23 protein-coding genes are annotated in these 23,741 nt (G+C 53.0%); 15 read left to right on the forward strand and 8 right to left on the reverse strand.

Annotation, left to right across the window (positions count from 1 at the left end):
- The 9 genes from murD (at position 1) to lpxC (ending at position 10,386) form a co-directional block, all read left to right on the forward strand.
- Positions 1–1,317 carry a UDP-N-acetylmuramoyl-L-alanine--D-glutamate ligase gene (gene murD / locus SBO83_RS11700; protein WP_396131625.1) on the forward strand — a complete coding sequence of 439 codons (1,317 nt, stop codon included), beginning with the start codon at positions 1–3 and terminating at the stop codon, positions 1,315–1,317.
- Positions 1,317–2,519 carry a cell division protein FtsW gene (gene ftsW / locus SBO83_RS11705; RefSeq protein ID WP_185688573.1) on the forward strand — a complete coding sequence of 401 codons (1,203 nt, stop codon included), beginning with the start codon at positions 1,317–1,319 and terminating at the stop codon, positions 2,517–2,519. Before murD ends, ftsW begins: the two co-directional genes overlap by 1 nt.
- Positions 2,516–3,583 (forward strand): undecaprenyldiphospho-muramoylpentapeptide beta-N-acetylglucosaminyltransferase, encoded by a 1,068-nt coding sequence (gene murG, locus SBO83_RS11710; protein ID WP_396131626.1) that lies wholly within the window; start codon positions 2,516–2,518, stop codon positions 3,581–3,583. The genes ftsW and murG overlap by 4 nt, the downstream gene beginning before the upstream one ends.
- Positions 3,584–3,661: 78 nt before the next feature.
- Entirely contained in the window at positions 3,662–5,137 is a 1,476-nt protein-coding gene (gene murC / locus SBO83_RS11715; protein WP_396131627.1) for a UDP-N-acetylmuramate--L-alanine ligase, read from the forward strand.
- A complete protein-coding gene (locus SBO83_RS11720) occupies positions 5,130–6,050 on the forward strand; it encodes a D-alanine--D-alanine ligase (protein ID WP_353500996.1) in 921 nt (306 codons plus the stop codon). The genes murC and SBO83_RS11720 overlap by 8 nt, the downstream gene beginning before the upstream one ends.
- A gap of 1 nt (position 6,051) precedes the next feature.
- Positions 6,052–6,891 (forward strand): cell division protein FtsQ, encoded by an 840-nt coding sequence (gene ftsQ / locus SBO83_RS11725; protein ID WP_034787176.1) that lies wholly within the window; start codon positions 6,052–6,054, stop codon positions 6,889–6,891.
- Positions 6,888–8,144, forward strand: a complete 1,257-nt coding sequence (ftsA, locus tag SBO83_RS11730) for a cell division protein FtsA (RefSeq protein ID WP_034787178.1) — start codon at positions 6,888–6,890, stop codon at positions 8,142–8,144. Before ftsQ ends, ftsA begins: the two co-directional genes overlap by 4 nt.
- 71 nt (positions 8,145–8,215) lie before the next feature.
- A complete protein-coding gene (ftsZ, locus tag SBO83_RS11735; protein WP_034787181.1) occupies positions 8,216–9,370 on the forward strand; it encodes a cell division protein FtsZ in 1,155 nt (384 codons plus the stop codon).
- Between the two features lie 98 nt (positions 9,371–9,468).
- Positions 9,469–10,386, forward strand: coding sequence for a UDP-3-O-acyl-N-acetylglucosamine deacetylase (gene lpxC, locus SBO83_RS11740; protein ID WP_185688570.1), 918 nt, complete (start codon positions 9,469–9,471; stop codon positions 10,384–10,386).
- Between the two features lie 12 nt (positions 10,387–10,398).
- Here the strand turns inward: lpxC and SBO83_RS11745 are convergent, their stop codons facing one another.
- Positions 10,399–10,923: a DUF721 domain-containing protein gene (locus SBO83_RS11745; RefSeq protein ID WP_396131628.1), complete on the reverse strand. Its 525-nt coding sequence runs from the start codon at positions 10,921–10,923 to the stop codon at positions 10,399–10,401.
- A gap of 26 nt (positions 10,924–10,949) precedes the next feature.
- Between SBO83_RS11745 and secM the strand changes: the two genes are divergently transcribed.
- From secM to mutT, 3 genes are all read left to right on the forward strand, one after another.
- The gene (gene secM / locus SBO83_RS11750; protein WP_353500998.1) at positions 10,950–11,474 is read left to right on the forward strand and encodes a secA translation cis-regulator SecM; all 525 of its coding nucleotides are present in this window, start codon (positions 10,950–10,952) and stop codon (positions 11,472–11,474) included.
- A 96-nt stretch (positions 11,475–11,570) separates the two neighbouring features.
- On the forward strand, positions 11,571–14,294 hold the full coding sequence (gene secA / locus SBO83_RS11755; protein WP_396131629.1) for a preprotein translocase subunit SecA: 2,724 nt from the start codon (positions 11,571–11,573) through the stop codon (positions 14,292–14,294).
- A 92-nt stretch (positions 14,295–14,386) separates the two neighbouring features.
- Positions 14,387–14,788, forward strand: a complete 402-nt coding sequence (gene mutT / locus SBO83_RS11760) for an 8-oxo-dGTP diphosphatase MutT (RefSeq protein ID WP_396131630.1) — start codon at positions 14,387–14,389, stop codon at positions 14,786–14,788.
- A 62-nt stretch (positions 14,789–14,850) separates the two neighbouring features.
- Here the strand turns inward: mutT and yacG are convergent, their stop codons facing one another.
- From yacG to coaE, 3 genes are read right to left on the reverse strand one after another with little or no spacing between them, the layout of a single operon-like run.
- Positions 14,851–15,051 (reverse strand): DNA gyrase inhibitor YacG, encoded by a 201-nt coding sequence (yacG, locus tag SBO83_RS11765; protein WP_034787200.1) that lies wholly within the window; start codon positions 15,049–15,051, stop codon positions 14,851–14,853.
- An 8-nt stretch (positions 15,052–15,059) separates the two neighbouring features.
- The gene (zapD, locus tag SBO83_RS11770) at positions 15,060–15,812 is read right to left on the reverse strand and encodes a cell division protein ZapD (protein WP_396131631.1); all 753 of its coding nucleotides are present in this window, start codon (positions 15,810–15,812) and stop codon (positions 15,060–15,062) included.
- On the reverse strand, positions 15,805–16,434 hold the full coding sequence (gene coaE, locus SBO83_RS11775) for a dephospho-CoA kinase (RefSeq protein ID WP_396131632.1): 630 nt from the start codon (positions 16,432–16,434) through the stop codon (positions 15,805–15,807). Before coaE ends, zapD begins: the two co-directional genes overlap by 8 nt.
- A gap of 255 nt (positions 16,435–16,689) precedes the next feature.
- Here coaE and SBO83_RS11780 point away from each other — a divergent pair, with 255 nt between their 5' ends.
- Positions 16,690–17,733, forward strand: coding sequence for a GMP reductase (locus SBO83_RS11780; RefSeq protein WP_034787211.1), 1,044 nt, complete (start codon positions 16,690–16,692; stop codon positions 17,731–17,733).
- Positions 17,734–17,790: 57 nt separating this feature from the next.
- On the opposite strand, the gene hofC is transcribed toward SBO83_RS11780, so the two are convergent.
- The 4 genes from hofC to nadC form a co-directional block, all read right to left on the reverse strand.
- The gene (hofC, locus tag SBO83_RS11785; RefSeq protein ID WP_396131633.1) at positions 17,791–19,011 is read right to left on the reverse strand and encodes a protein transport protein HofC; all 1,221 of its coding nucleotides are present in this window, start codon (positions 19,009–19,011) and stop codon (positions 17,791–17,793) included.
- Entirely contained in the window at positions 19,008–20,483 is a 1,476-nt protein-coding gene (gene gspE, locus SBO83_RS11790; RefSeq protein ID WP_396131634.1) for a type II secretion system protein GspE, read from the reverse strand. Before gspE ends, hofC begins: the two co-directional genes overlap by 4 nt.
- Positions 20,480–20,947, reverse strand: a complete 468-nt coding sequence (gene ppdD / locus SBO83_RS11795) for a prepilin peptidase-dependent pilin (protein WP_353501006.1) — start codon at positions 20,945–20,947, stop codon at positions 20,480–20,482. Before ppdD ends, gspE begins: the two co-directional genes overlap by 4 nt.
- A 293-nt stretch (positions 20,948–21,240) precedes the next feature.
- Positions 21,241–22,134: a carboxylating nicotinate-nucleotide diphosphorylase gene (gene nadC / locus SBO83_RS11800; RefSeq protein ID WP_396131635.1), complete on the reverse strand. Its 894-nt coding sequence runs from the start codon at positions 22,132–22,134 to the stop codon at positions 21,241–21,243.
- Between the two features lie 94 nt (positions 22,135–22,228).
- On the opposite strand from nadC, the gene ampD reads away from it, so the two are divergent.
- Both ampD and ampE read left to right on the forward strand, forming a co-directional pair.
- Entirely contained in the window at positions 22,229–22,798 is a 570-nt protein-coding gene (ampD, locus tag SBO83_RS11805; RefSeq protein ID WP_396131636.1) for a 1,6-anhydro-N-acetylmuramyl-L-alanine amidase AmpD, read from the forward strand.
- A gap of 67 nt (positions 22,799–22,865) precedes the next feature.
- Positions 22,866–23,720: a beta-lactamase regulator AmpE gene (gene ampE / locus SBO83_RS11810; RefSeq protein ID WP_396131637.1), complete on the forward strand. Its 855-nt coding sequence runs from the start codon at positions 22,866–22,868 to the stop codon at positions 23,718–23,720.
- Positions 23,721–23,741 lie beyond the last annotated feature (21 nt).

A 23,741-nucleotide genomic window follows, 5' to 3' on the forward strand; every position in this document is an offset into this window, starting at 1 on the left:
ATGGCTGACTATCAGGGTAAAAAAGTGGTCATTATCGGGCTGGGCCTTACGGGGCTCTCCTGTGTTGATTTCTTTATGGCGCGCGGCGTAACGCCTCGCGTTATTGATACCCGCGTCAGCCCGCCGGACTTGGATAAGCTGGCGGACAGCGTAGAGCGTCACCTCGGTTCACTTAATGAAGATTGGCTGTTGGATGCCGATTTGATCGTGGCAAGCCCGGGCATGGCATTGGCAACCCCGGCGCTTAGCGCGGCGATTGACGCCGGTGTCGAAGTCGTTGGCGATATCGAGTTGTTCTGCCGCGAAGTGCAGGCACCGATTGTGGCTATCACGGGTTCCAACGGTAAAAGCACGGTGACGACGCTGGTCGGCGAAATGGCCAAGGCGGCGGGCTGGAAAGTTGGCGTCGGCGGCAATATCGGTTTACCGGCCCTGAGCATGCTGGGGCAGGACTACCAGCTGTTCGTGCTGGAACTTTCTAGCTTCCAGCTTGAAACCACCCATAGCTTACAGGCGGCGGCTGCCACCATCCTCAACGTCACGGAAGATCATATGGATCGCTATCCGTTTGGTTTGCAGCAGTATCGCGGCGCGAAGCTGAAAGTGTATGAGAACGCCAAGCTGTGCGTGGTGAATGCAGATGACGCGCTGACCATGCCTATTCGCGGCGCAGACAGCCGCTGTGTGAGCTTCGGCGTTGATGTCGGTGATTACCACCTCACGCGCCAGCAGAATGACATCTGGCTGCGCGTGCGCGGTGAGCGGGTGTTGAACACCAAAGAGATGCCGCTGACTGGGCGTCATAACTATACCAATGCGCTGGCCGCGCTGGCTTTGGCGGATGCCGTCGGCGTGCCGCAATCCTCAAGTTTGCAAGCACTAACCCACTTCACCGGCCTTGCCCATCGCTTCCAGGTGGCATGGCAGCATAACGGCGTGCGCTGGATTAACGATTCCAAAGCGACCAACGTTGGCAGCACTGAAGCGGCCTTAAATGGCCTTGAAGTGGAAGGCACTTTGCACCTGCTGTTGGGCGGTGACGGCAAGTCAGCCGACTTCTCGCCGCTGGCCCGCTATCTGCAAGGCGACAACATCCGCGTCTACTGCTTTGGCCGTGACGGCGCAGAGCTGGCTGAACTGCGCCCCGAAGTGTCCAGCACCTTCGACACTATGGAGCAGGCGATGCGTCACATTAGCGGACAGCTTTCTGCTGGCGATATGGTATTGCTGTCGCCAGCTTGCGCCAGCCTCGACCAGTTCCGCAACTTTGAACAGCGCGGCGACCTGTTTGCTGCTCTCGCGAAGGAGCTTGGCTAATGCGTATTCCAGGGTTGAGCCTCGCGGGCAAATTTAATGACTGGGTGATGGGGTCGAAAGAGAACGAGTCCACCACGCTGGTGCTGTATGACCGAACTCTGCTGTGGCTGACCTTTGGTCTGGCGATTATCGGCTTTGTGATGGTGACTTCGGCCTCCATGCCGATTGGCCAGCGTCTGGCCGATGACCCGTTCCTGTTTGCCAAGCGTGATGCGATTTACCTCGGCCTGGCCTTCGGCCTGTCTTTGGTGACGCTGCGCGTGCCGATGATTGTCTGGCAGAAGTACAGCAACGTTTTGCTACTGATCTCCATCGTCATGCTGCTGGTGGTGCTGGTGGTGGGTAGCTCGGTCAACGGGGCATCGCGCTGGATCTCATTCGGTCCGCTGCGTATCCAGCCTGCGGAGTTCTCCAAGCTGTCGCTGTTCTGCTATCTCGCCAGCTATCTGGTGCGCAAGGTTGATGAGGTGCGAAGCAACTTCTGGGGCTTCTGTAAGCCTATGGGCGTGATGGTGATTCTTGCCGTCCTGCTGCTGGCCCAGCCTGACTTGGGTACCGTGGTGGTACTGTTCATTACCACCCTTGCCATGCTGTTTCTGGCCGGGGCGAAGATGTGGCAGTTTCTGGCGATTATCGGCTCCGGCGCCTTCGCGGTGGTGCTGCTTATCGTGGCAGAACCTTACCGTATGAGACGCGTGACTTCCTTCTGGAATCCGTGGGCCGATCCGTTCGGCAGTGGCTACCAATTAACCCAGTCACTGATGGCATTTGGTCGCGGTGAATTCTGGGGGCAGGGTTTAGGTAACTCCGTACAAAAGCTGGAGTATTTGCCGGAAGCACATACCGACTTCATCTTCTCCATTTTAGGGGAAGAGTTAGGGTATTTCGGTGTGGTTTTAGCGTTGTTAATGGTATTCTTCGTCGCTTTTCGTGCGATGTCGATTGGCCGTCGCGCTTTAGAGATCGATCAGCGTTTTTCAGGCTTTTTATCTTGCTCCATCGGCGTGTGGTTTAGCTTCCAGGCGCTGGTAAACGTCGGGGCCGCTGCGGGTATGCTGCCGACCAAAGGCTTGACCCTGCCATTGATCAGTTACGGTGGTTCGAGCTTGCTGATTATGTCCACGGCAATCGTATTGTTGCTGCGTGTAGATTTTGAAACGCGTCTGGCTAAAGCCCAGGCGTTTGTAAGGAGTGCCCGATGAGTGGCAAGACCAAGCGTTTAATGGTGATGGCAGGCGGTACCGGCGGACACGTTTTCCCGGGACTGGCGGTTGCACATCATTTGATGGCGCAGGGCTGGGAAGTGCGCTGGTTAGGCACTGCCGACCGCATGGAAGCCGATTTAGTGCCTAAAAACGGCATTGAGATTGATTTCATTCAGATCTCCGGATTACGTGGGAAAGGTCTGAAAGCGCAACTCACCGCGCCACTTCGCATATATCATGCGTGGCGTCAGGCGAAAGTCATCATGCGTAGTTTTCAGCCGGACGTGGTTCTGGGCATGGGCGGGTACGTCTCTGGCCCCGGCGGTTTGGCGGCGTGGTCTTGCGGCATCCCCGTGGTGCTGCACGAGCAAAATGGTATCGCCGGGCTGACGAACCGCTGGTTGTCGCGCATTGCGAAGAAAGTATTACAGGCATTCCCGGGTGCATTCCCGAATGCCGACGTGGTGGGTAACCCGGTGCGCACTGACGTGCTGGCGCTGCCACTGCCGGATGTGCGTCTGGCGGATCGTCAAGGCCCGATTCGCGTGTTGGTGGTGGGTGGCAGTCAGGGCGCGCGCGTGCTGAACCAAACCATGCCGGAACTGGCCGCGCTGCTGGGGGATAAAATCACCCTATGGCATCAGGTGGGCAAAGGCGCGCTGGGGACTGTCGAGCAGGCGTATGAAAAAGTCGGCCAGACCCAGCACAAAATCACCGAGTTTATCGATGATATGGCCGAGGCCTACGCGTGGGCGGACGTGGTGGTGTGTCGCTCCGGCGCATTGACCGTCAGCGAAATCGCTGCGGCAGGCTTGCCCGCGATTTTCGTGCCGTTCCAGCACAAAGACCGCCAGCAATATTGGAACGCGCTGCCACTGGAGAAAGCCGGTGCAGCCAAAATTATCGAACAGGCGAATTTCAGCGCCGCTGCGGTGGCTGATGCGATGTCTGGCTGGGACAGAACCCACTTGCTGGAAATGGCGCGGGCCGCGCGTGCGGTAGCCATTCCCGACGCCACCGAGCGCGTTGCCGCAGAAGTGGTTGCCGCCAGCGAAAAATGAATATGAACGGGCCGCTTTTTATGCGGTCCGAGCCGTAAGTAACGGATTAATCAGTAACCGGAAATAGTGAAGAAAAACGTGAATACACAACAATTGGCGAAACTACGTACCTTCGTGCCCGAGATGCATCGCGTTCGGCACATTCACTTTGTTGGCATCGGTGGTGCTGGCATGGGTGGTATCGCCGAAGTGTTGGCAAATGAAGGCTATCAGATTAGCGGTTCCGACTTGGCACCCAATGCCGTGACTCAACAGCTGACCGAGCTGGGCGCGCAGATTTACTTTAATCACCGTCCAGAAAACGTGTTGGACGCCAGCGTCGTCGTGGTATCGACGGCTATTTCCGCCGACAACCCGGAGATTGTTGCCGCACGCGAAGCCCGTATTCCGGTGATTCGCCGCGCTGAAATGCTGGCCGAATTGATGCGTTTCCGCCACGGCATCGCCGTCGCCGGGACTCACGGCAAGACCACGACCACCGCGATGGTCACCAGTATTTATGCCGAAGCCGGGCTGGACCCGACTTTCGTAAACGGCGGTTTAGTGAAAGCCGCAGGGACTCATGCACGACTGGGTTCCAGCCGTTTCCTGATTGCAGAAGCCGATGAAAGCGACGCGTCTTTCCTGCATTTGCAGCCGATGGTGGCGATTGTGACCAACATCGAAGCAGACCACATGGACACCTATCAGGGTGATTTTGAGAACCTGAAACAGACGTTCATCAACTTCCTGCACAACCTGCCGTTCTACGGGCGCGCGGTGATGTGCATTGATGACCCGGTGATCCGCGAGCTGCTGCCACGCGTTGGCCGCCATATTACGACTTACGGTTTTAGCGAAGACGCCGACGTCTTTATCGAAAGCTATCACCAGAAAGGCGCCCAAGGGCACTTCACCATTCGTCGCCAGGATAAGCCATTGATTAGCGTCACGCTCAATGCGCCGGGCCGCCACAATGCCTTGAACGCCGCCGCAGCCGTTGCCGTGGCGACAGAAGAAGGCATTGAAGACGAAGCCATTTTGCGCGCGTTAGCCGGTTTCCAAGGCACGGGCCGTCGCTTTGACTTCCTCGGCGAATATTCGCTGGAGAATGTAAATGCGAAAAGCGGCAGCGCGATGTTGGTGGACGACTACGGTCACCACCCAACGGAAGTGGATGCCACCATTAAAGCAGCACGCGCGGGCTGGCCGAATAAGCGTCTGGTGATGATTTTCCAGCCGCACCGCTACACCCGTACTCGCGACCTGTATGACGATTTCGCCAATGTGCTGTCGCAGGTCGACGTGCTGATCATGCTCGACGTTTATCCGGCTGGCGAAGCGCCAATCCCGGGAGCAGATAGCCGCTCGCTGTGTCGCACCATCCGTGCTCGCGGCAAGCTGGACCCGATTTTGGTGTCTGATATTGATGCTGTACCAGAAACTCTGTCGCAAATTCTTGAAGGCGGCGATCTGGTCATGGTGCAGGGCGCCGGGAACATCGGCAAAGTGGCCCGCAAATTGGCTGATCAAAAATTGCAGCCGGTGAAAAAAGGGGATGAACATCATGGCTAATAAAGTTGCGGTTTTATTTGGTGGTACTTCCGCAGAGCGCGATGTGTCCCTTAACTCTGGCGCAGCCGTACTGGCTGGGCTGAAAGAAGCCGGCATCGATGCTCACGGCGTCGATACCAAAACGTTTTCCGTCACTCGCCTGAAAGACGAAGGTTTTGACCGCGTCTTTATCGCGCTCCACGGGCGCGGCGGTGAAGATGGCACGCTGCAAGGCCTGTTGGAACAAGTTGGCCTGCCTTATACCGGCAGCGGCGTGATGGCTTCGGCCTTAACCATGGACAAGTTCCGCACCAAGCTGGTGTGGCAAGCCTTGGGCTTACCGGTGGCTCCTTTCGTCGCGCTGAATAAAAAACAGCTGGGCGAAGTAGGGCAGGGCGCTTTGGCCGACAAAATCGCGAGTTTAGGTCTGCCGCTGATTGTTAAGCCAAGCCGCGAAGGTTCAAGCGTTGGTATGAGCAAAGTCACTTCCGCCGAGCAGTTACTGCCTGCGTTAGAAGAGGGCTTCCGCCATGACGACGACGTGCTGGTGGAGAAGTGGCTGAGTGGCCCTGAGTACACGGTGGCAATTCTGGGTGACCAAGTGATGCCTTCGATTCGCATTCAGCCAGCCGGTGTTTTCTATGACTATCAGGCCAAATATCTGTCTGACGAAACACAATATTTTTGCCCGAGCGGTTTGAGCAGCGAGCAAGAAGAGCAGCTTTCAGAACTGGCGTTACAGGCTTACCGCGCGCTCGATTGCAGCGGCTGGGGCCGGGTAGACGTGATGCAAGACGCCGACGGCAGCTTCAACCTGTTGGAAGTAAACACTTCCCCAGGTATGACCAGCCACAGTCTGGTGCCGATGGCGGCGAAACAGTTCGGCTTGAGCTTCTCGCAGCTGGTGGTCCGTATTCTGGAGCTGGCCGACTGATATGTCTCAAGCGGCCCTGAATGCACGAGAGCGCGCGACAGCTGAAAACAAAGGCGGTCGTCGCAGTAATGGCGGGCAATTAGCAGGAATCATCTTCCTGCTGATGGTGCTAGGTACAGTTTTATGGAGCGCATGGGCAGTTATTGGCTGGATGCAGGACGCAAATCGTTTGCCTCTGTCCCAGTTAGTGGTCACTGGCGAACGCCACTACACCACTAACGATGATATTCGTCAGGCAATTCTGGCCTTAGGTGCGCCAGGAACGTTCATGACGCAGGATGTGAACGTCATTCAGCAGCAGATAGAGCGTTTACCCTGGATAAAACAGGTCAGCGTACGCAAGCAATGGCCGAATGAGTTGAAGATTCATCTGGTGGAGTATGTGCCGGTCGCACATTGGAATGATTTGCATATGGTCGATGCCGACGGCAAACCATTCAGCATACCCGCCGAGCGAGTAGTCAAACAGAAGATGCCGTTGCTTTATGGTCCGGAAGGCAGCGAACAGGATGTTTTGCAAGGTTATCAATCGATGAGCCAGACGCTTTCAGCGGCCAAGTTCACCGTGAAATCAGTGGCCATGAGTGCTCGTCACTCGTGGCAAGTGACTCTGGATAGCGACATCCGGCTGGAGCTGGGAAGAGATGATCGCATGGGGCGCCTACAGCGTTTCATCGACCTTTATCCAAAGCTTCAGCAACAGGCCGAAACCGATAAGAAACGCATCAGTTATGTCGATTTACGTTACGACACCGGTGCATCGGTCGGCTGGGCTCCAGAGTTTATCGATCAGCAAAACAGTAATCAGCAACAGAATCAGGCACAGGCTAAACAACAATGATCAAGTCGACGGACAGAAAACTGGTAGTTGGGCTGGAGATCGGTACGGCGAAAGTCGCCGCATTGGTAGGGGAAGTTCTGCCCGATGGCATGGTCAATATTATCGGTGTGGGAAGCTGCCCGTCACGCGGCATGGATAAGGGCGGCGTGAACGACCTCGAATCAGTGGTGAAATGCGTACAGCGCGCCATTGATCAGGCCGAATTAATGGCGGATTGCCAAATTTCTTCGGTTTACCTTGCTTTGTCTGGTAAACATATCAGTTGTCAGAATGAAATAGGGATGGTTCCTATTTCAGAAGAAGAAGTAACGCAGGAAGATGTAGAGAACGTGGTACATACCGCTAAGTCGGTCCGCGTTCGCGATGAGCATCGCGTGTTGCACGTGATCCCGCAAGAATATGCCATCGACTATCAGGAAGGGATTAAGAATCCGGTGGGGCTTTCAGGTGTGAGAATGCAAGCAAAAGTGCATTTAATAACCTGTCACAATGATATGGCTAAGAATATTGTTAAAGCCGTCGAACGTTGTGGCCTGAAAGTTGACCAACTGATCTTCGCCGGTCTGGCGGCAAGCTATGCCGTGCTGACCGAAGATGAGCGTGAATTGGGTGTTTGCGTCGTGGATATCGGCGGTGGCACCATGGATATCGCGGTTTATACCGGCGGCGCGCTGCGTCATACTAAGGTTATTCCTTATGCGGGTAACGTGGTCACCAGCGATATCGCTTACGCCTTCGGTACACCACCGACTGACGCAGAAGCTATTAAAGTACGCCACGGATGCGCGTTAGGTTCGATTGTTGGTAAAGACGAGAATGTCGAAGTGCCAAGCGTAGGCGGACGCCCGCCACGCAGCCTGCAGCGTCAGACGCTGGCAGAAGTGATTGAACCGCGTTACACGGAATTGTTGAATTTAGTAAATGATGAAATTTTACAATTGCAGGAGCAATTACGTCAGCAAGGCGTAAAACATCATCTGGCCGCTGGCATAGTTCTTACAGGCGGCGCAGCACAAATTGATGGTCTGGCAGCCTGTGCGCAGCGGGTATTCCATACCCAGGTGCGTATTGGACAACCGCTGAACATCACCGGGCTGACAGATTATGCGCAGGAACCTTACTACTCAACGGCTGTAGGGCTACTGCACTACGGGAAAGAGTCTCACCTAAGTGGTGAGGCTGAAGTGGAAAAACGCGCCTCAGTGGGCAGCTGGTTCAAGAGAATTAGTAGCTGGTTGAGAAAAGAGTTTTAATGTTTTAAAAACGGGATCATGCTGTTAGCAATTGCGATCTCGAAGCGACAGGCACAAAACGGAGAGAAACTATGTTTGAACCTATGGAACTGACCAACGACGCGGTGATTAAAGTCATCGGCGTCGGCGGTGGCGGCGGTAACGCCGTAGAACACATGGTGCGCGAGCGCATCGAAGGTGTTGAATTCTTTGCCGTTAACACCGACGCACAGGCGTTGCGTAAAACGGCTGTAGGCCAGACTATCCAAATCGGTAGCGGTATTACCAAAGGTTTGGGTGCTGGTGCGAACCCTGAAGTGGGTCGTAATTCTGCTGAAGAAGACCGTGAAGCTTTGCGTGCTGCACTCGAAGGCGCGGATATGGTCTTCATCGCGGCAGGCATGGGCGGCGGTACCGGTACCGGTGCAGCTCCTGTGGTCGCTGAAGTAGCGAAAGATTTAGGTATTCTGACTGTGGCCGTCGTGACTAAGCCTTTCAACTTCGAAGGCAAGAAACGTATGGCGTTTGCAGAGCAGGGTATCGCCGAGCTGTCCAAACACGTGGACTCCCTGATCACCATTCCTAACGACAAGCTGTTGAAAGTCTTGGGTCGTGGTATCTCCCTGTTGGATGCATTCGGTGCAGCCAACGACGTACTGAAAGGTGCAGTTCAAGGTATCGCCGAACTGATCACCCGTCCGGGTCTGATGAACGTCGACTTTGCTGACGTGCGTACCGTGATGTCCGAAATGGGTTATGCCATGATGGGCTCTGGTGTGGCATGTGGCGAAGATCGTGCGGAAGAGGCTGCCGAAATGGCAATTTCCAGCCCACTGTTGGAAGACATCGACCTGTCCGGCGCTCGCGGCGTACTGGTCAACATCACCGCTGGCTTCGACCTGCGTTTGGATGAGTTCGAAACCGTGGGTAACACTATCCGTGCTTTCGCTTCTGACAATGCGACCGTGGTTATCGGTACGTCACTTGACCCAGAAATGAATGACGAATTGCGTGTCACCGTGGTGGCAACAGGTATTGGCATGGATAAGCGCCCAGAAATCACTCTGGTCACTAACAAGCCAGCCAGCCAGCCAGTTATGGATCACCGTTATCAGCAGCACGGGCTATCGCCTCTGCCGCAGGAAACTAAGCCAGCAGCGAAGGTGGTTAATGATCCGAACACGCAATCTAATAAAGAGCCTGACTATTTGGACATCCCAGCCTTCCTGCGTAAGCAGGCAGACTAGTCCTAATTGTAGGATCTCCGCTCTTTGTGCTAAACTGTCCCGCCGAGCTTAATGTATTATAGGCTCGGTTGGATGGACAACATTGCGAGATAAAAACGATGATCAAACAACGTACATTAAAACGTATCGTTCAGGCGACGGGCGTCGGTTTGCATACCGGCAAGAAAGTCACCCTGACTCTGCGTCCTGCACCGGCCAATACCGGGGTCATCTATCGTCGCACTGACTTGAATCCACCGGTCGATTTCCCGGCAGATGCCAAATCCGTGCGTGATACCATGCTCTGTACTTGCCTGGTTAATGAGCATGACGTACGTATTTCTACGGTTGAGCACCTTAATGCGGCGCTGGCAGGCTTAGGCATCGATAACATCGTTATCGAAGTTGATGCTCCAGAAGTGCCGATTATGGACGGTAGTGCAGCACCTTTCGTCTATCTGTTGATGGATGCGGGTATTGAAGAACTGAACTGCGCCAAGAAATTCTTGCGCATTAAAGACACTGTCCGTGTTGAAGACGGCGACAAGTGGGCTGAATTTAAACCATTCAATGGTTTCTCTTTGGACTTCACTATCGACTTCAATCATCCGGCCATTGATGCGAGTTCTCAGCGCTACAAAATGAACTTCTCCGCAGAAGCATTTGTTCGCCAAATCAGCCGCGCCCGCACCTTTGGATTTATGCGTGATATCGAGTACCTGCAGTCACGTGGTTTGTGCCTGGGTGGCAGCTTTGATTGCGCAATTGTTGTGGATGATTACCGCGTGCTTAACGAAGATGGCCTGCGTTTTGAAGATGAATTCGTTCGTCACAAAATGCTCGATGCTATCGGCGATTTGTTCATGTGTGGACATAACATTATTGGTGCGTTTACCGCATACAAGTCTGGTCATGCACTGAACAACAAGTTACTGCAAGCGGTACTGGCTAAGCAGGAAGCCTGGGAATACGTTACCTTCCAGGATGAAGCTGAAGTGCCATTGGCCTTCAAAGCCCCTTCCACAGTATTGGCGTAATCGGTACTGGTATTACTTATTACGACTGGTTGTTTTGGCACCCTCTCCGGCCAATCCAGCCAGTCGTTCTAATGCCTTTCTCAGTTTTTCCGGGCTTCTGCTCGCCAAACCTCGTAATTCGTCAGCACTTTGTGCACTCAACTGTCTAAACGGTTTTTCATCAGAATTCACCGCGCTTTCTTTCGCGCTAATCTGCGATGCATTTTCCATTTTCACCATTAACGATGGATTAATCCTGATGTCGATTGACGACAATGATGGTAGAATTTGCGCTCGAAGTGCAGAGAGCAATGCCGGTTGTTCATAGCGTAACCGCATCATCCAGCTAGCATTTGCTATCTCAAGCACTAATATACCTTGTCGATAATTACCGACACGACACCATGGTCGCATGGGGGTGGGTAATAAACTCTTCACGGCGCGGTTAAGTTTTAATAACGCCGCTGCCCGCTGCTGAACAAGCCGCAACGGACTTTTATCCGCTGAAGACGCATCGTCAAACAGAACATCTAATAATTGTGGGCGACTATCGCGCATGACTGGCTCCGGCGGATTGTAAACTTGTGATTGGCATTCTAAATCGTTGGCGACAATTTGGCAGAAGGTATTTTTGGCCGCATCTCCTATTGGGGATGGTCGCGGCTAGCCTCGGCGTGTCGACAAATCTATCACAAACGGAATTAGCGTCAGTCCCGAATGCATCGTCCAGTGTAAACCGCCTTAACATCGGGAGTACAGGGCTGACGAATCTCGCCCTGCTTCAGGCGCATCGCCGCCCGGCGTTTGGTGTAGATTACTGGCAACAGCATGCGCTCCGCACGGTGATTCGCCACCTCTCTTTTGCATTAGCGCCTCAGGTGGTTTATACCGTTACGCCTGAAGTGGTGGCTGACCAAGCCGAACCTCTGCATATTCAGCAGCTTGCACTGCTAGTTACGCTTAATTCTTTACTGACGCATGAGCCGAAACCTCCGGTTATTATTCGTCAGACCAAACAACCCCTCATTCTCTCCACGCACCAGCATCAGCCCGGCTTGTGGCTTGCTCAGGTACAAGGTATCCGCGCCGGTCCAATTTCATTGAGTTAATTACTCTCTGATTTCAGAAGTCTTATTTGCTATTTCTTTCAATAAATCAACAAAATAGTGGCTGCTATTAGCAGTCTCAAAGAGACATTAAGCATTATGTTAATCAAATTATTGACCAAAGTTTTTGGTAGCCGTAACGATCGTACTCTGCGCCGCATGCGCAAAGTTGTTGATCTCATTAACCGCATGGAACCTGAGATCCAGAAGCTGACCGACGACCAGTTAAAAGCCAAGACGGATGAATTCCGCGCACGTTTAGCAAAAGGTGAAGTTCTGGAAAACCTCATTCCCGAGGCTTTCGCCGTCGTTCGTGAATCAAGTAAGCGCGTCTTCGGTATGCGTCACTTTGACGTCCAGCTGCTGGGCGGTATGGTGCTGAACGAGCGCTGCATCGCGGAAATGCGTACTGGTGAAGGTAAAACCTTGACCGCGACGCTGCCGGCATACCTTAACGCTCTTAGCGGCAAAGGTGTCCATGTTGTTACCGTCAACGACTACTTGGCCCAGCGTGACGCCGAAAATAACCGTGCACTGTTTGAATTCCTCGGCCTGACCATCGGCATCAACTTGCCGAACATGCCAGCGCCGGCCAAGCGTGCTGCTTACGCCGCTGACATCACTTACGGTACTAACAACGAATACGGCTTTGACTACCTGCGCGACAACATGGCTTTCAGCCCTGAAGAGCGCGTTCAGCGTAAACTGCACTACGCGCTGGTCGATGAAGTTGACTCAATCTTGATTGACGAAGCCCGTACCCCGCTGATCATTTCCGGCCCGGCTGAAGACAGCTCCGAAATGTATATCCGCGTGAACAAGCTGATCCCTAAGCTGATTCGTCAGGAAAAAGAAGACTCAGACAGCTTCCAGGGTGAAGGTCACTTCTCCGTGGACGAGAAAGCGCGTCAGGTTCACCTGACCGAGCGCGGTCTGGTTCTGATTGAAGAAATGCTGATGGAAGCGGGCATCATGGACGACGGCGAGTCACTCTACTCTCCGTCTAACATCATGCTGATGCACCACGTGACGGCCGCACTGCGCGCCCACGTGCTGTTCACCCGTGACGTTGACTACATCGTTAAAGATGGCGAAGTTATCATCGTTGACGAACACACCGGCCGTACCATGCAAGGTCGCCGCTGGTCTGACGGTCTGCATCAGGCTGTTGAAGCCAAAGAAGGCGTCGACATTCAAAATGAAAACCAGACGCTGGCTTCCATCACCTTCCAGAACTACTTCCGTCTTTACGAGAAGCTGGCGGGTATGACCGGTACTGCTGACACCGAAGCTTTCGAATTTAGCTCCATCTACAAACTCGACACCATCGTGGTGCCAACCAACCGCCCAATGGTACGTAAGGATTTACCGGATCTGGTCTACATGACGGAAATGGAAAAAATTGGCGCAATCATTGAAGACATCCGCGAGCGCACAGCCAACGGCCAGCCGGTTCTGGTCGGTACTATCTCAATTGAGAAGTCAGAAGTGGTTTCGCGTGAGCTGGATAAAGCAGGCATTGCGCACAGCGTTCTAAACGCCAAATTCCACGCCAAAGAAGCGGATATCGTTGCTCAGGCGGGCCAACCAAGCGCGGTAACCATCGCCACAAACATGGCCGGTCGTGGTACTGACATCGTGCTGGGTGGTAGCTGGCAGGTTGAGATTGAAAACCTGGGCGAAGACGTGACTGACGAGCAAAAAGCGCAGATCAAAGCAGCATGGCAGATTCGCCATGACGCGGTTCTGGCTTCTGGTGGTCTGCACATCATCGGTACAGAACGTCATGAATCTCGCCGTATCGATAACCAGCTGCGTGGTCGTGCGGGGCGTCAGGGTGACGCCGGTTCATCTCGTTTCTACCTGTCGATGGAAGATGCGCTGATGCGTATCTTCGCGTCAGACCGCGTTTCTAACATGATGCGTAAGCTGGGTATGAAGCCGGGCGAAGCGATTGAACACCCTTGGGTGACCAAAGCGATCGCTAACGCACAGCGTAAAGTTGAAAGCCGTAACTTTGATATTCGTAAGCAACTGCTTGAATATGATGATGTTGCCAGCGATCAGCGTCGCGCAATCTACAGCCAGCGTAACGAGCTGTTGGACGTGTCTGACGTGAGCGAAACCATTCGCAGCATCCGCGAAGATGTGTTCAAAAGCACCATCGACAGCTACATTCCACCTCAGTCTCTGGAAGAAATGTGGGATGTTGAAGGTCTGGAACAGCGCCTGAAAAACGATTTCGAGCTGGAAATGCCGATTGCAGAGTGGCTGGACAAAGAGCCAGAGCTGCATGAAGAGACCCTGCGCGAGCGTATTCTGGAAAACGCGATGGAGTCTTACGCGCGTAAAGAAGAAGTGGTTGGCGTTGAGATGATGCGTAACTTTGAGAAAGGCGTGATGTTGCAAACGCTGGACTCACTGTGGAAAGAGCACTTGGCGGCGATGGACTACCTGCGTCAAGGTATCCACTTACGTGGCTACGCGCAGAAAGATCCAAAGCAAGAGTACAAGCGCGAGTCCTTCGCGATGTTCGCTTCTATGCTGGAATCACTGAAATATGAAGTGGTTAGCGTACTGAGTAAAGTTCAGGTTCGCATGCCGGAAGAAGTCGAAGCGATGGAAGAGCAGCGCCGCGAAGAAGCGGAGCGTCTGGCACGCCAGCAGCATCTTAGCCATCAGGACCAGACTTCTTTGGAAATCGAAGAAGCCGAGCGTCTGGCATCTGGCTCTCAGGGCGACCGTAAAGTGGGCCGTAACGACCCATGCCCATGTGGTTCTGGTAAGAAATACAAACAGTGCCACGGCCGTTTACAGAAGTAAGCTATTAGCTCCGTGAGTCTATAAAGTCAAAGGGCGGTTAATCACCGCCCTTTGCTTATGGTCAGCACCTTAAGATGAATAAGGATGGAAACATGTCGCTGAAAAGAATCACTATTTCGGTGGGAATTATTCGTAACGCGCAGAAAGAGATCTTCATTACTCAGCGCGATGCTTCCTCACATATGGCTGGGTTCTGGGAGTTTCCGGGCGGTAAAGTCGAGCAGGGCGAAACGCCTGTGCAGGCGGTGATTCGCGAGTTGCAGGAAGAGGCGGGTATTGTGGCTGAAAAGCCGGTGCTAATTAAAAGCCTGGAGCATATCTTCCCCGACCGCGTTATTAACCTGCATTTCCACCTGGTGGAGCAGTGGCAGGGTGAGCCTTATGGCAAAGAGGGGCAGCCAATGCGCTGGGTACCCCAGACTGAGCTAAAAGTAGAAGATTTCCCTCCGGCCAATGAGTCTATCGTCAAGGCCTTAAATAATGGTGATATTTAACTCGCGCCAAAGTAAAAAAGGAGCCTAAGGCTCCTTTTTTATTGACTGGCTGAAACGCCGGATTAGTGAATTTCCTCTTCACTCCAGTCATCCAGATCATTGATATCGCCTTTGCTTGGAATGCGCTTCTCTTCGTCAGCCCATTCGCCAAGGTCGATAAGCTGGCAACGCTTGCAGCAGAAAGGTCGATAAGGGCTCTGTTCGCCCCAGACTACGGCTTTGCCGCAGGTCGGGCAGTTTACCTTGGTGATTTCAGGGTCCATCTTTACTCCTAACAACAGGCAAGTTCAAAAGTCAGTCTGGCAGGCACTTGACCACGTTCGCTATCGAGTGGCAAGAACCGAATGGCGTAACGGGTTTTATGGCCAGACACTTGCGGATACAGCTGATTTTCCAAAGAGATACGCAATCTTAAAAGATCGGCGCCTTCGGCATTCTCTTGGAAGAATCCGTTGAGGCTAATTTGGTTTTTGAAAGCGCCAGATTGTCGAATTAAATCTAATACCTGCATCAGCGCATTATTCAGCGGATTAAGGGTTGCGAGCCACTCCTGCACGTCGCCGTCACGCTGAGACTGCGGCAGATGCAGCCAGATATGCAGGGTCGGCAAGTCGAAACTACAGCAGCCGCCGGGAATACTGAGGCGTTGACGAACCAGCGCCATCAGCCGGTCTTCGCGCAGCGCCTGGCCGATTCGCGGGGCTTTCATCAATATGGCCGCAGTGTGCTTGAGTTCTGCACGCAGGGAATCTATGCGTGAAAGATCAACGCCGGGAACATCTTGCCACTGCGATAACTTCTGCTGTTGGCGCTCTAGCTCTTTGAGTAAATCAGTCCTTACTTCTCCACGCTCCAGAACGTCCAATAAATCAGACGCAGTTCGGAAAAAAAGTAACGCGGTAGAAATGGACGTGATTTGAGTATTGGCATGCATCTGCTGCAATAAAAACTCAATGCGCAGCCATGTCCGCATTTTTTCATTTAAAGGATGTTCAAAGAGAACGGTAGTTACTACATCACTCATTCTTGTCAATATCCTGTCGGGTCGCTGAAGCCGCCAATTCCAGATAACGGCTATGTAATGAAGCAACACGCGGTTCGAGCGTCTCGGCACCACCGTTGTTATCAATAATGTCATCCGCGCAGGCTAATCGCTGTTGGCGAGTCGCTTGCGCAGACAGAATACTTTGAGCCTGCTGTAGGCTGATACCATCGCGCTGGATGGTTCTGGCTAGCTGCGTCTGTTCGCTGACATCCACCACCAACACGCGATCCGCCACGCTATGCAATCCGTTCTCCACCAGCAAAGGAACAACCCACAGGAGATAGGGGGTTGTCGCCGCAGCGAAAAGTTCGCGCGTTCTGGCATGAATTAAAGGGTGAAGAAGCTGATTAACCCACTGTTTTTCTTCGGGATGAGTGAAGATTTTTTGTCGCAATGCGCCGCGATTCAGTGAGCCGTCATCATGAGCAATCTCATTGCCAAAGTGATCAATTAAAGCCTGTAATGCCGGTTGCCCAGGTTCTACTACCTGGCGAGCAATGACGTCAGCATCAACGATACTCACGCCGTGGCGGGCGAAGCTGTCGGCGACCGTACTTTTGCCGCTGCCAATACCCCCGGTCAATGCAACGATATAACTCATGCGTTCACTCTAAAAAGACTGTTGGCTTAAATGATAAAGAGATTATGAGTAAGTGCAAGCCGGGCTGGTCTCGCTTTTAGCTCAAGGTTTCGCTTAATTGCAGATTCAAAGTCTGTGATTAAAGTTGTGAAAGCAGTCTTGCCGTTACGGTTTTCCTGCGTATGATAAAACCACTGGAAAGGGTGGCAAACAACCCCGTTTGTACCTTAGCGATCCGTCGCCACGATTTATCGCAACAAACCAGGACATGACCTCATGCGTATTGAAGAAGATTTGAAGTTAGGTTTCAAAGACGTTTTAATCCGGCCAAAACGTTCTACCCTCAAAAGCCGTTCAGAAGTAGAGCTAGAGCGCACTTTCACCTTCAAACACCCCGGTTTCAGCTGGTCTGGCACCCCGATTATTGCGGCCAATATGGATACCGTGGGCACTTTCCGTATGGCGCAGGCTCTCGCTTCATTCGACGTTCTTACCGCGGTGCACAAACACTACAGCGTTGAACAATGGAAGGCGTTCGTCGATGCATCCAATGAATCTGTCCTGCGTCACGTTATGGTTTCTACCGGCACTTCAGAGTCTGATTTCACCAAGCTGAAGCAGATTTTGGCGCTTTCTCCGCTGCTTAAATTTGTGTGTCTTGATGTTGCCAACGGTTATTCAGAGCATTTTGTCTCCTTCTTGCAGCGCGTGCGTGAAGCATGCCCAGACAAAGTGATTTGCGCCGGTAACGTCGTGACGGGCGAAATGGTTGAAGAACTGATCCTCTCTGGTGCAGATATCGTCAAAGTTGGGATTGGACCTGGCTCAGTCTGCACCACGCGGGTGAAAACCGGCGTCGGCTACCCGCAGCTCTCTGCCGTAATTGAATGTGCCGACGCCGCCCACGGCCTTGGTGGCCAAATCGTCAGTGATGGCGGATGTGCCGTACCGGGCGATGTCGCCAAAGCCTTTGGCGGCGGTGCTGACTTCGTGATGCTCGGCGGTATGCTGGCTGCCCATGACGAGTGCGAAGGTACCGTGGTTGAGGAAGATGGCGAGAAGTTCATGCTGTTCTACGGCATGAGCTCTGAATCTGCCATGAAGCGCCACGTTGGTGGTGTTGCAGAATATCGCGCTGCCGAAGGCAAAACCGTTAAACTGCCATTGCGCGGCCCGGTGGAAAATACCGTGCGCGACATCCTCGGCGGTTTACGCTCTGCCTGCACCTATGTCGGTGCTGAGCGCTTGAAAGAGCTGACTAAACGCACCACTTTTATTCGCGTAGCTGAGCAAGAAAACCGTCTTTTCGGTTCTAAATAACTCGCTCAGGCACGGTGGCTTTTTCCTATTGCCGCCGTGCTCTCTGCCTTACCTGCTTTACCCCATAGCCGCACCCAGCTGGAATATCGGCAAGTACATCGCTATCACTAAACCCCCCACTAAGATCCCCATGACCACCATCATCAGTGGCTCGATGGACTGCGCCATGGTGTCGGCCAACTGGTTTGCCTGCTGGTTATGCCACTGAGCGAGTTTCAATAAGATTTCATCCAGTGACCCTGACTCTTCGCCAATATGAATCAACTGCTGGCAGAGGGAAGGGAAAAGGGGCGAATTGCCAAAGGCTTGATGCAAGGGCGTACCAAGAGCGATTTGATGCTTAATGTCTAAAATAGCCTGCTCAAATAGCAGATTGGTTGAAGCCGTTGCCGCAGCCTCTAGGCTAGCAATGAGTGTCAAACCGGCCTGCTGCGTCATGGCCAGCGTTTGGAAAATCTGCCCTAAGCAACTGTCTGCTATGAGATTTCGGATCAGCGGCACGCGCATCAGTAACCTCTGTTCACGACTACGCCACAGGGCTTGGGGATGATATTTTTTGAAATAAAAGACGACGGCAATAATGATAATAAAGGTTGTTGCCGGACCAAAACGTATCAATCCCTGCGAGGCAAGGATCAGTAGGGTAGTAAACCAAGGGAGCTGGGCGTCAAATGATGCATAGATTTTAGCGAATTCCGGCAAAACCATGGTTAGCATTAAAATGGTCACCGTGCTGGCAATCGCCAATACGATCAGCGGATATCTCAGCGCTTTTTTTACCTTCTGGCTCAATTCCGCCTGTTTTTCCTGCTGTAGAGCCAACTGTAAGCAACAGTGGTCTAGCTGCCCGGTCATTTCCCCAATAGCAATAATACGGCGAAAGATAACGGGAAAAACCTGCGGAAACTGCCCCACCATGGCGGAAAGCGGGGTGCCCTCGCGCACTCCGGTGAAAATGTTTTGCAGAATGCATCGCCATGGCGCTTTCGGATGCTCCTTCGCCAGCAGCGTCAAGCTGTTCACCAGAGGTAGCCCCGTTTGCAGCAGCGTCGCCAATTGCCGGATAAAGGCAATCAGGTCGGCACCTTTCCAATAGGACGCGCGTACCCTCTGGTGGCACTTCACTCTGAGCGGCTGAAGAGCCATGGTGAAAAGTTGTTGATGCAAGGCAAGCTCATCCGCCGCCAGCAGTTCTCCTGACTGGAAGCGGCCAAGCGCGTCGACGCCCTCCCAACGATACAAATTCAGGCGATTTGTTGGCGGATGAGCTTCAGTCATGCAGCTTCTCCTTCACCTGAAACGCGATAGAGCTCCTCCAGCGAGGTAGTACCTTGCTGAACCAGCAACATCCCCGCTTCCATCAGCGTTTTATATCCCTGCGAGCGCGCAATTTTATTCAGATCTGCAACGCTTGCGCCATTAACCAGTGCCTGTTGTAGCGCAGGAGTAATGGTTAAAATCTCATAAATCCCCGTCCTGCCATAATAGCCTTGATAGCAGCGCTCACAGCCTACTGCTATCCATAATGGCATCGGGCCGGGGCGGCCTTTCTCACTATGATTGACGAAAGAAGCATGAGGTTTTCGACAGTGTGGACAGAGCTTGCGTACCAGCCGTTGGGCAATCACCAGCTTTAAACTGGCGGCAATGTGATAGCCCTCAATACCCATCTGCCCCAATCGATTAAGGGTTTCGCAAGTTGAATTGGTGTGCAGAGTCGACAGCACTAGATGGCCCGTTTGTGCCGCCTTGATGGCGATTTCAGCCGTTTCCTGATCGCGTATTTCGCCAACCATGATGACGTCGGGATCTTGCCGCAGTAGGGCGCGCAGCACGGTTGCGAAGCTTAAATCCGTTTTGGTATTAATCTGGGTTTGATTAATACCCGTCACGGGGATCTCGACCGGGTCCTCGACGCTACAGATATTACGCTGTACAGCATTCAGGTGCCGCAAACCGCCATACAGCGTGACGGTTTTGCCACTGCCTGTTGGGCCAGTGACCAGAATCAGCCCCTGCGGGCATTTCAAGGCGTTGATGTAATGGCATAAATCTCGCGGAGTGAAACCCAGCTGGTCCAACCCTAAATCTTGCTCAGTGATCTTCAGCACCCGCAAGACGATTTTTTCACCATAAAGCGTGGGCAGCGAAGAGATACGCAGTGAAAAGCGTTGGTTTTGTAGTGTCACCATCAGTTGCCCGTCCTGCGGCAATCTTCGTTCTGCCACATTGAGCTGGCCCATGATTTTGATTCGAGCGCACAGGCTGGCGGTCATGGAAGCCTCTGGCCCTGGGATCTCCTGCAACACCCCATCAATGCGTAAACGGATACGCAGGGCGTTTTCGCTAGGCTCGAAATGGATATCTGAAGCGCGGCGAAGTATGGCAGTGCGCAGAACCTGATTTAAGAAATTCACCACCGGCGCTTCACTGTCATCATCCAGCTCGTTACTGCTGGTGGAGAGCACTGACGCCATAGCCGTCGGTTCTTCTAAAGCCACTTCTTGTTGAGAAGCCGTAGATTTTTCGATGGCTTGGGTGAAACGTTCCGCAGTCCACAATTCAATTTCAATTTTTAGGGCACAGGCAAATTCAAGCGCCTTTTTAAGTGCATCGGTATCGCTTTCAATTTCATGACAGGCGACCCGTATGATTGAATCATCCTTGTGTAAAACAATGGCTTTATAGCGCTGGCAAAGCTTATCAAGCGCTTCGTCAGTTGGGTGAGTATGGCTTGCTGATATGTTCATTCCGCAGCCTTAGGCGGTGTGGCAAAGCGGAAGACGCTTTCACAAGCCTGTTTCATTACTGCGTTTTGGGTATTGGTGCAGGTTCTGCTCCAGCTGATTGTTCCTGAGGTGGCATTGAGGGAAGGGGCCATCACCACGCTTAAACCATTTAGCGCCTGTTGGCCGGTGAGGGTGATCACACCTGCTGCAACAGCAACCTGACTGACATAGCGCGTTGCGGCCGTCGCTGGAATGCCTTGAGTGGCGATATTGCAGGGGGTGAGGGTGCCCTGATCAATAGCGCAAAGCTCAACGCCGGTTTTATAGGGCACCATGGTTTGCAGCATATCGGTGAGCGCGGCTTTTTGAATGTAACTTTGGTAGGCCGGAATACCAATCGCGCTGAGTATGGCAATAATGGCAATCACCACCATCAGTTCGATAAGTGTAAAGCCTTGCTGTCTAAGCTGATTGTTTCTCGTCATGTGCATTTCTCCTTAATATTAATGGCTTGAAATCGGGCCTCCATCGCCCTTGGCCAGCAACTTAGCGATTAATATTTTCAGGTGCTACTCCCGTTGAATGACTCTCCGCGACACCTCCAGAAATTAAAATGAGCGCATGCAAAAGCCCGCAAAGATTGCGGCATGTCTCGCAATGTTGAAGGTTGCGGTCAGAAGAATTCCGTATGACAAGAAATAAGGTGATAGAAGGTAAGGCAGGAAGAGAAATGCCCTCTGATGACAGAGGGCGAGGTAACAATGAGAAGCTAAAAGGATTAGCTAAAGCGCATGGAGAGGTCCATGGCGCGGATATGCTTGGTTAAAGCGCCGACGGAGATGTAATCGACACCCGTCTCGGCAAATTCGCGCAGGGTTTTGTCAGTGACGTTGCCAGACACTTCGAGCTGCGCACGCTGATTGGTGAGAGCAACGGCTTCGCGCATCATTGGCACGGTGAAGTTATCGAGCATGATGATATCTGCTCCGGCATCCAGGGCCTGTTGCAGCTCATCGAGGGTTTCGACTTCAACCTCAACGGGCACGCTGGCGTGGATCTGCTGCGCCTTGGCAACGGCGGCTTTAATCGAGCCGCTGGCAATGATGTGATTCTCTTTTATCAGGAATGCATCGGCCAGACCTAAACGGTGGTTGCTGCCACCGCCGCAAAGCACGGCATATTTCAGCGCGGTGCGCAGGCCTGGCAGGGTTTTACGGGTATCCAGCAGGCGCGTTTGGGTGCCTTCCAGCAGCTTCACGTAATGGCTCACTTCGGTGGCGACGCCCGATAAGGTTTGTACGAAGTTCAATGCAGTACGTTCGCCGGTCAGCAGCACGCGCGCAGACCCAGAAAGCTCACAAAGGGTTTGATTCTCAACCACTTTGTCGCCGTCCTGTACCTTCCATGAGATTGTGACACTGCCGTTGCTCAGCTGGTTGAACACTTCATCAAGCCATTTCTGGCCACAAAAAATGCCGGCTTCTCGGGTAATAATTGTCGCCTTTGCGAGCGTGTTTTCATCGAGAAGTTGGGCAGTCAGATCGTTATCGGCGTTGGCCTCACCACCGAGGTCTTCGCCCAGCGCCTGAGTCACTGATGCAGGGATATCATTTTGAATACGTTCGAGTAACAGCGCCCGGCGACTTTCAAGGCTGTAGCTGCGGGTAGACATACAAATACTCCGAAATGGCGGCTAAGGGAGAGAAAAAAACATGCTACCCTGTTGCCGTAATAAGTACCACCAAAGCCCACCGTTGAGGTCCTTGATGCAGTTAGAAAATGGCTGGATTACCGAAGCCCGAAAGGTAATTTCCCCGCACTTTGATCTTCGTCCGGAAGATGAAATTCCTTCGTTGCTGGTTATTCATAACATCAGCCTGCCGCCCGGTCAGTTTGGCGGTCCTTATATTGATCAATTGTTTACCGGAACGCTGGACCCCAACGAGCACCCTTATTTTGCTGATATCCATCATTTACGCGTGGCGGCGCACTGTCTGATTCGTCGCGATGGGGAGATTGTGCAGTATGTGCCTTTCGACAAACGGGCGTGGCACGCTGGCGTTTCGGTGTGGCAGGGCAGGGAGCGCTGTAACGACTTTTCAATTGGTATTGAGCTGGAAGGGACGGATTCCGACCCCTTTACCGAGGCACAATATCAAAGCCTGATTTCAGTTAGTGAGTTGTTAATTAAGCACTATCCTATTAGTGTTGAGAGCATCACTGGGCACAGTGACATCGCCCCCGGCCGCAAAACGGACCCCGGCCCTGAGTTTCAGTGGGAGCACTATTTGTCATTATTAAGGCAACATCAGGTTAACGAAAGCGACAGGGACTGACGTAAACTACGGCGTAATGGATGGGCTATTTTCCGCCCTTGACGTGCAACAGAGAGAGTAATTACCGATGACGTTATTTACCTTATTGTTGGTGCTGGCTTGGGAGCGCCTGTTCAAATTGGGCGAGCACTGGCAGTTAGATCATCGTTTCGAAGTGATTTTCCGTCGCGGGCACAATGCCAGCCTGACGAAAACTCTGGCGATTGCCATTGTCTGGATGGCCCTGCTGTGGCTGGTACTGCGGGCGTTTCACGGTTTCTTCTTCGGCGTGCCATCTTTAATTCTTTGGGTAGTGATTTGCCTGTTCTGCATCGGCGCGGGTATTAAGCGCAAGCATTACCGTGCCTATCTCAAGGCAGCGCGTCAGGGAGATGCTAACGCTTGTTCGGCTATGGCCGAGGAGCTAGCCCTGATCCACGGTTTACCGGTTGATTGTACTGAAGAAGTTCGGCTAAGAGAGTTACAAAACGCGCTGCTGTGGATTAACTTCCGCTACTATCTGGCACCGCTGTTTTGGTTCGTGGTTTTCGGTCCTTACGGCCCGATTGCGCTGGGTGGTTACGCCGTCTTGCGTGGCTATCAAACTTGGCTGGCGCGCCATACCACGCCAATGAAACGTTCGCAGTCTGGTGTGGATGCCTTATTGCATATTCTGGATTGGGTCCCTGTTCGGCTGGCGGGTGTGGCTTACGCGCTGCTGGGACATGGCGAGAAAGCACTGCCAGCATGGTTTGCCTCGCTGGGGGATATCCACACATCGCAATATCAGGTTTTGACTAATCTGGCACAGTTCTCTCTGGCCCGTGACCCGCATACCGACCCGGTGCAAACGCCGCGCTCTGCTGTCTCTCTGGCGCGAAAAGTCACCATGATTATTCTGGTGGTGGTTGCTATTCTGACCATTTACGGCACTCTGGTTTAAGCTCGAGCAAACCTCCCGCCC

This window comes from Ewingella allii, assembly GCF_044430645.1.
GTDB classification, from domain to species: Bacteria; Pseudomonadota; Gammaproteobacteria; order Enterobacterales; family Enterobacteriaceae; genus Ewingella; species Ewingella allii.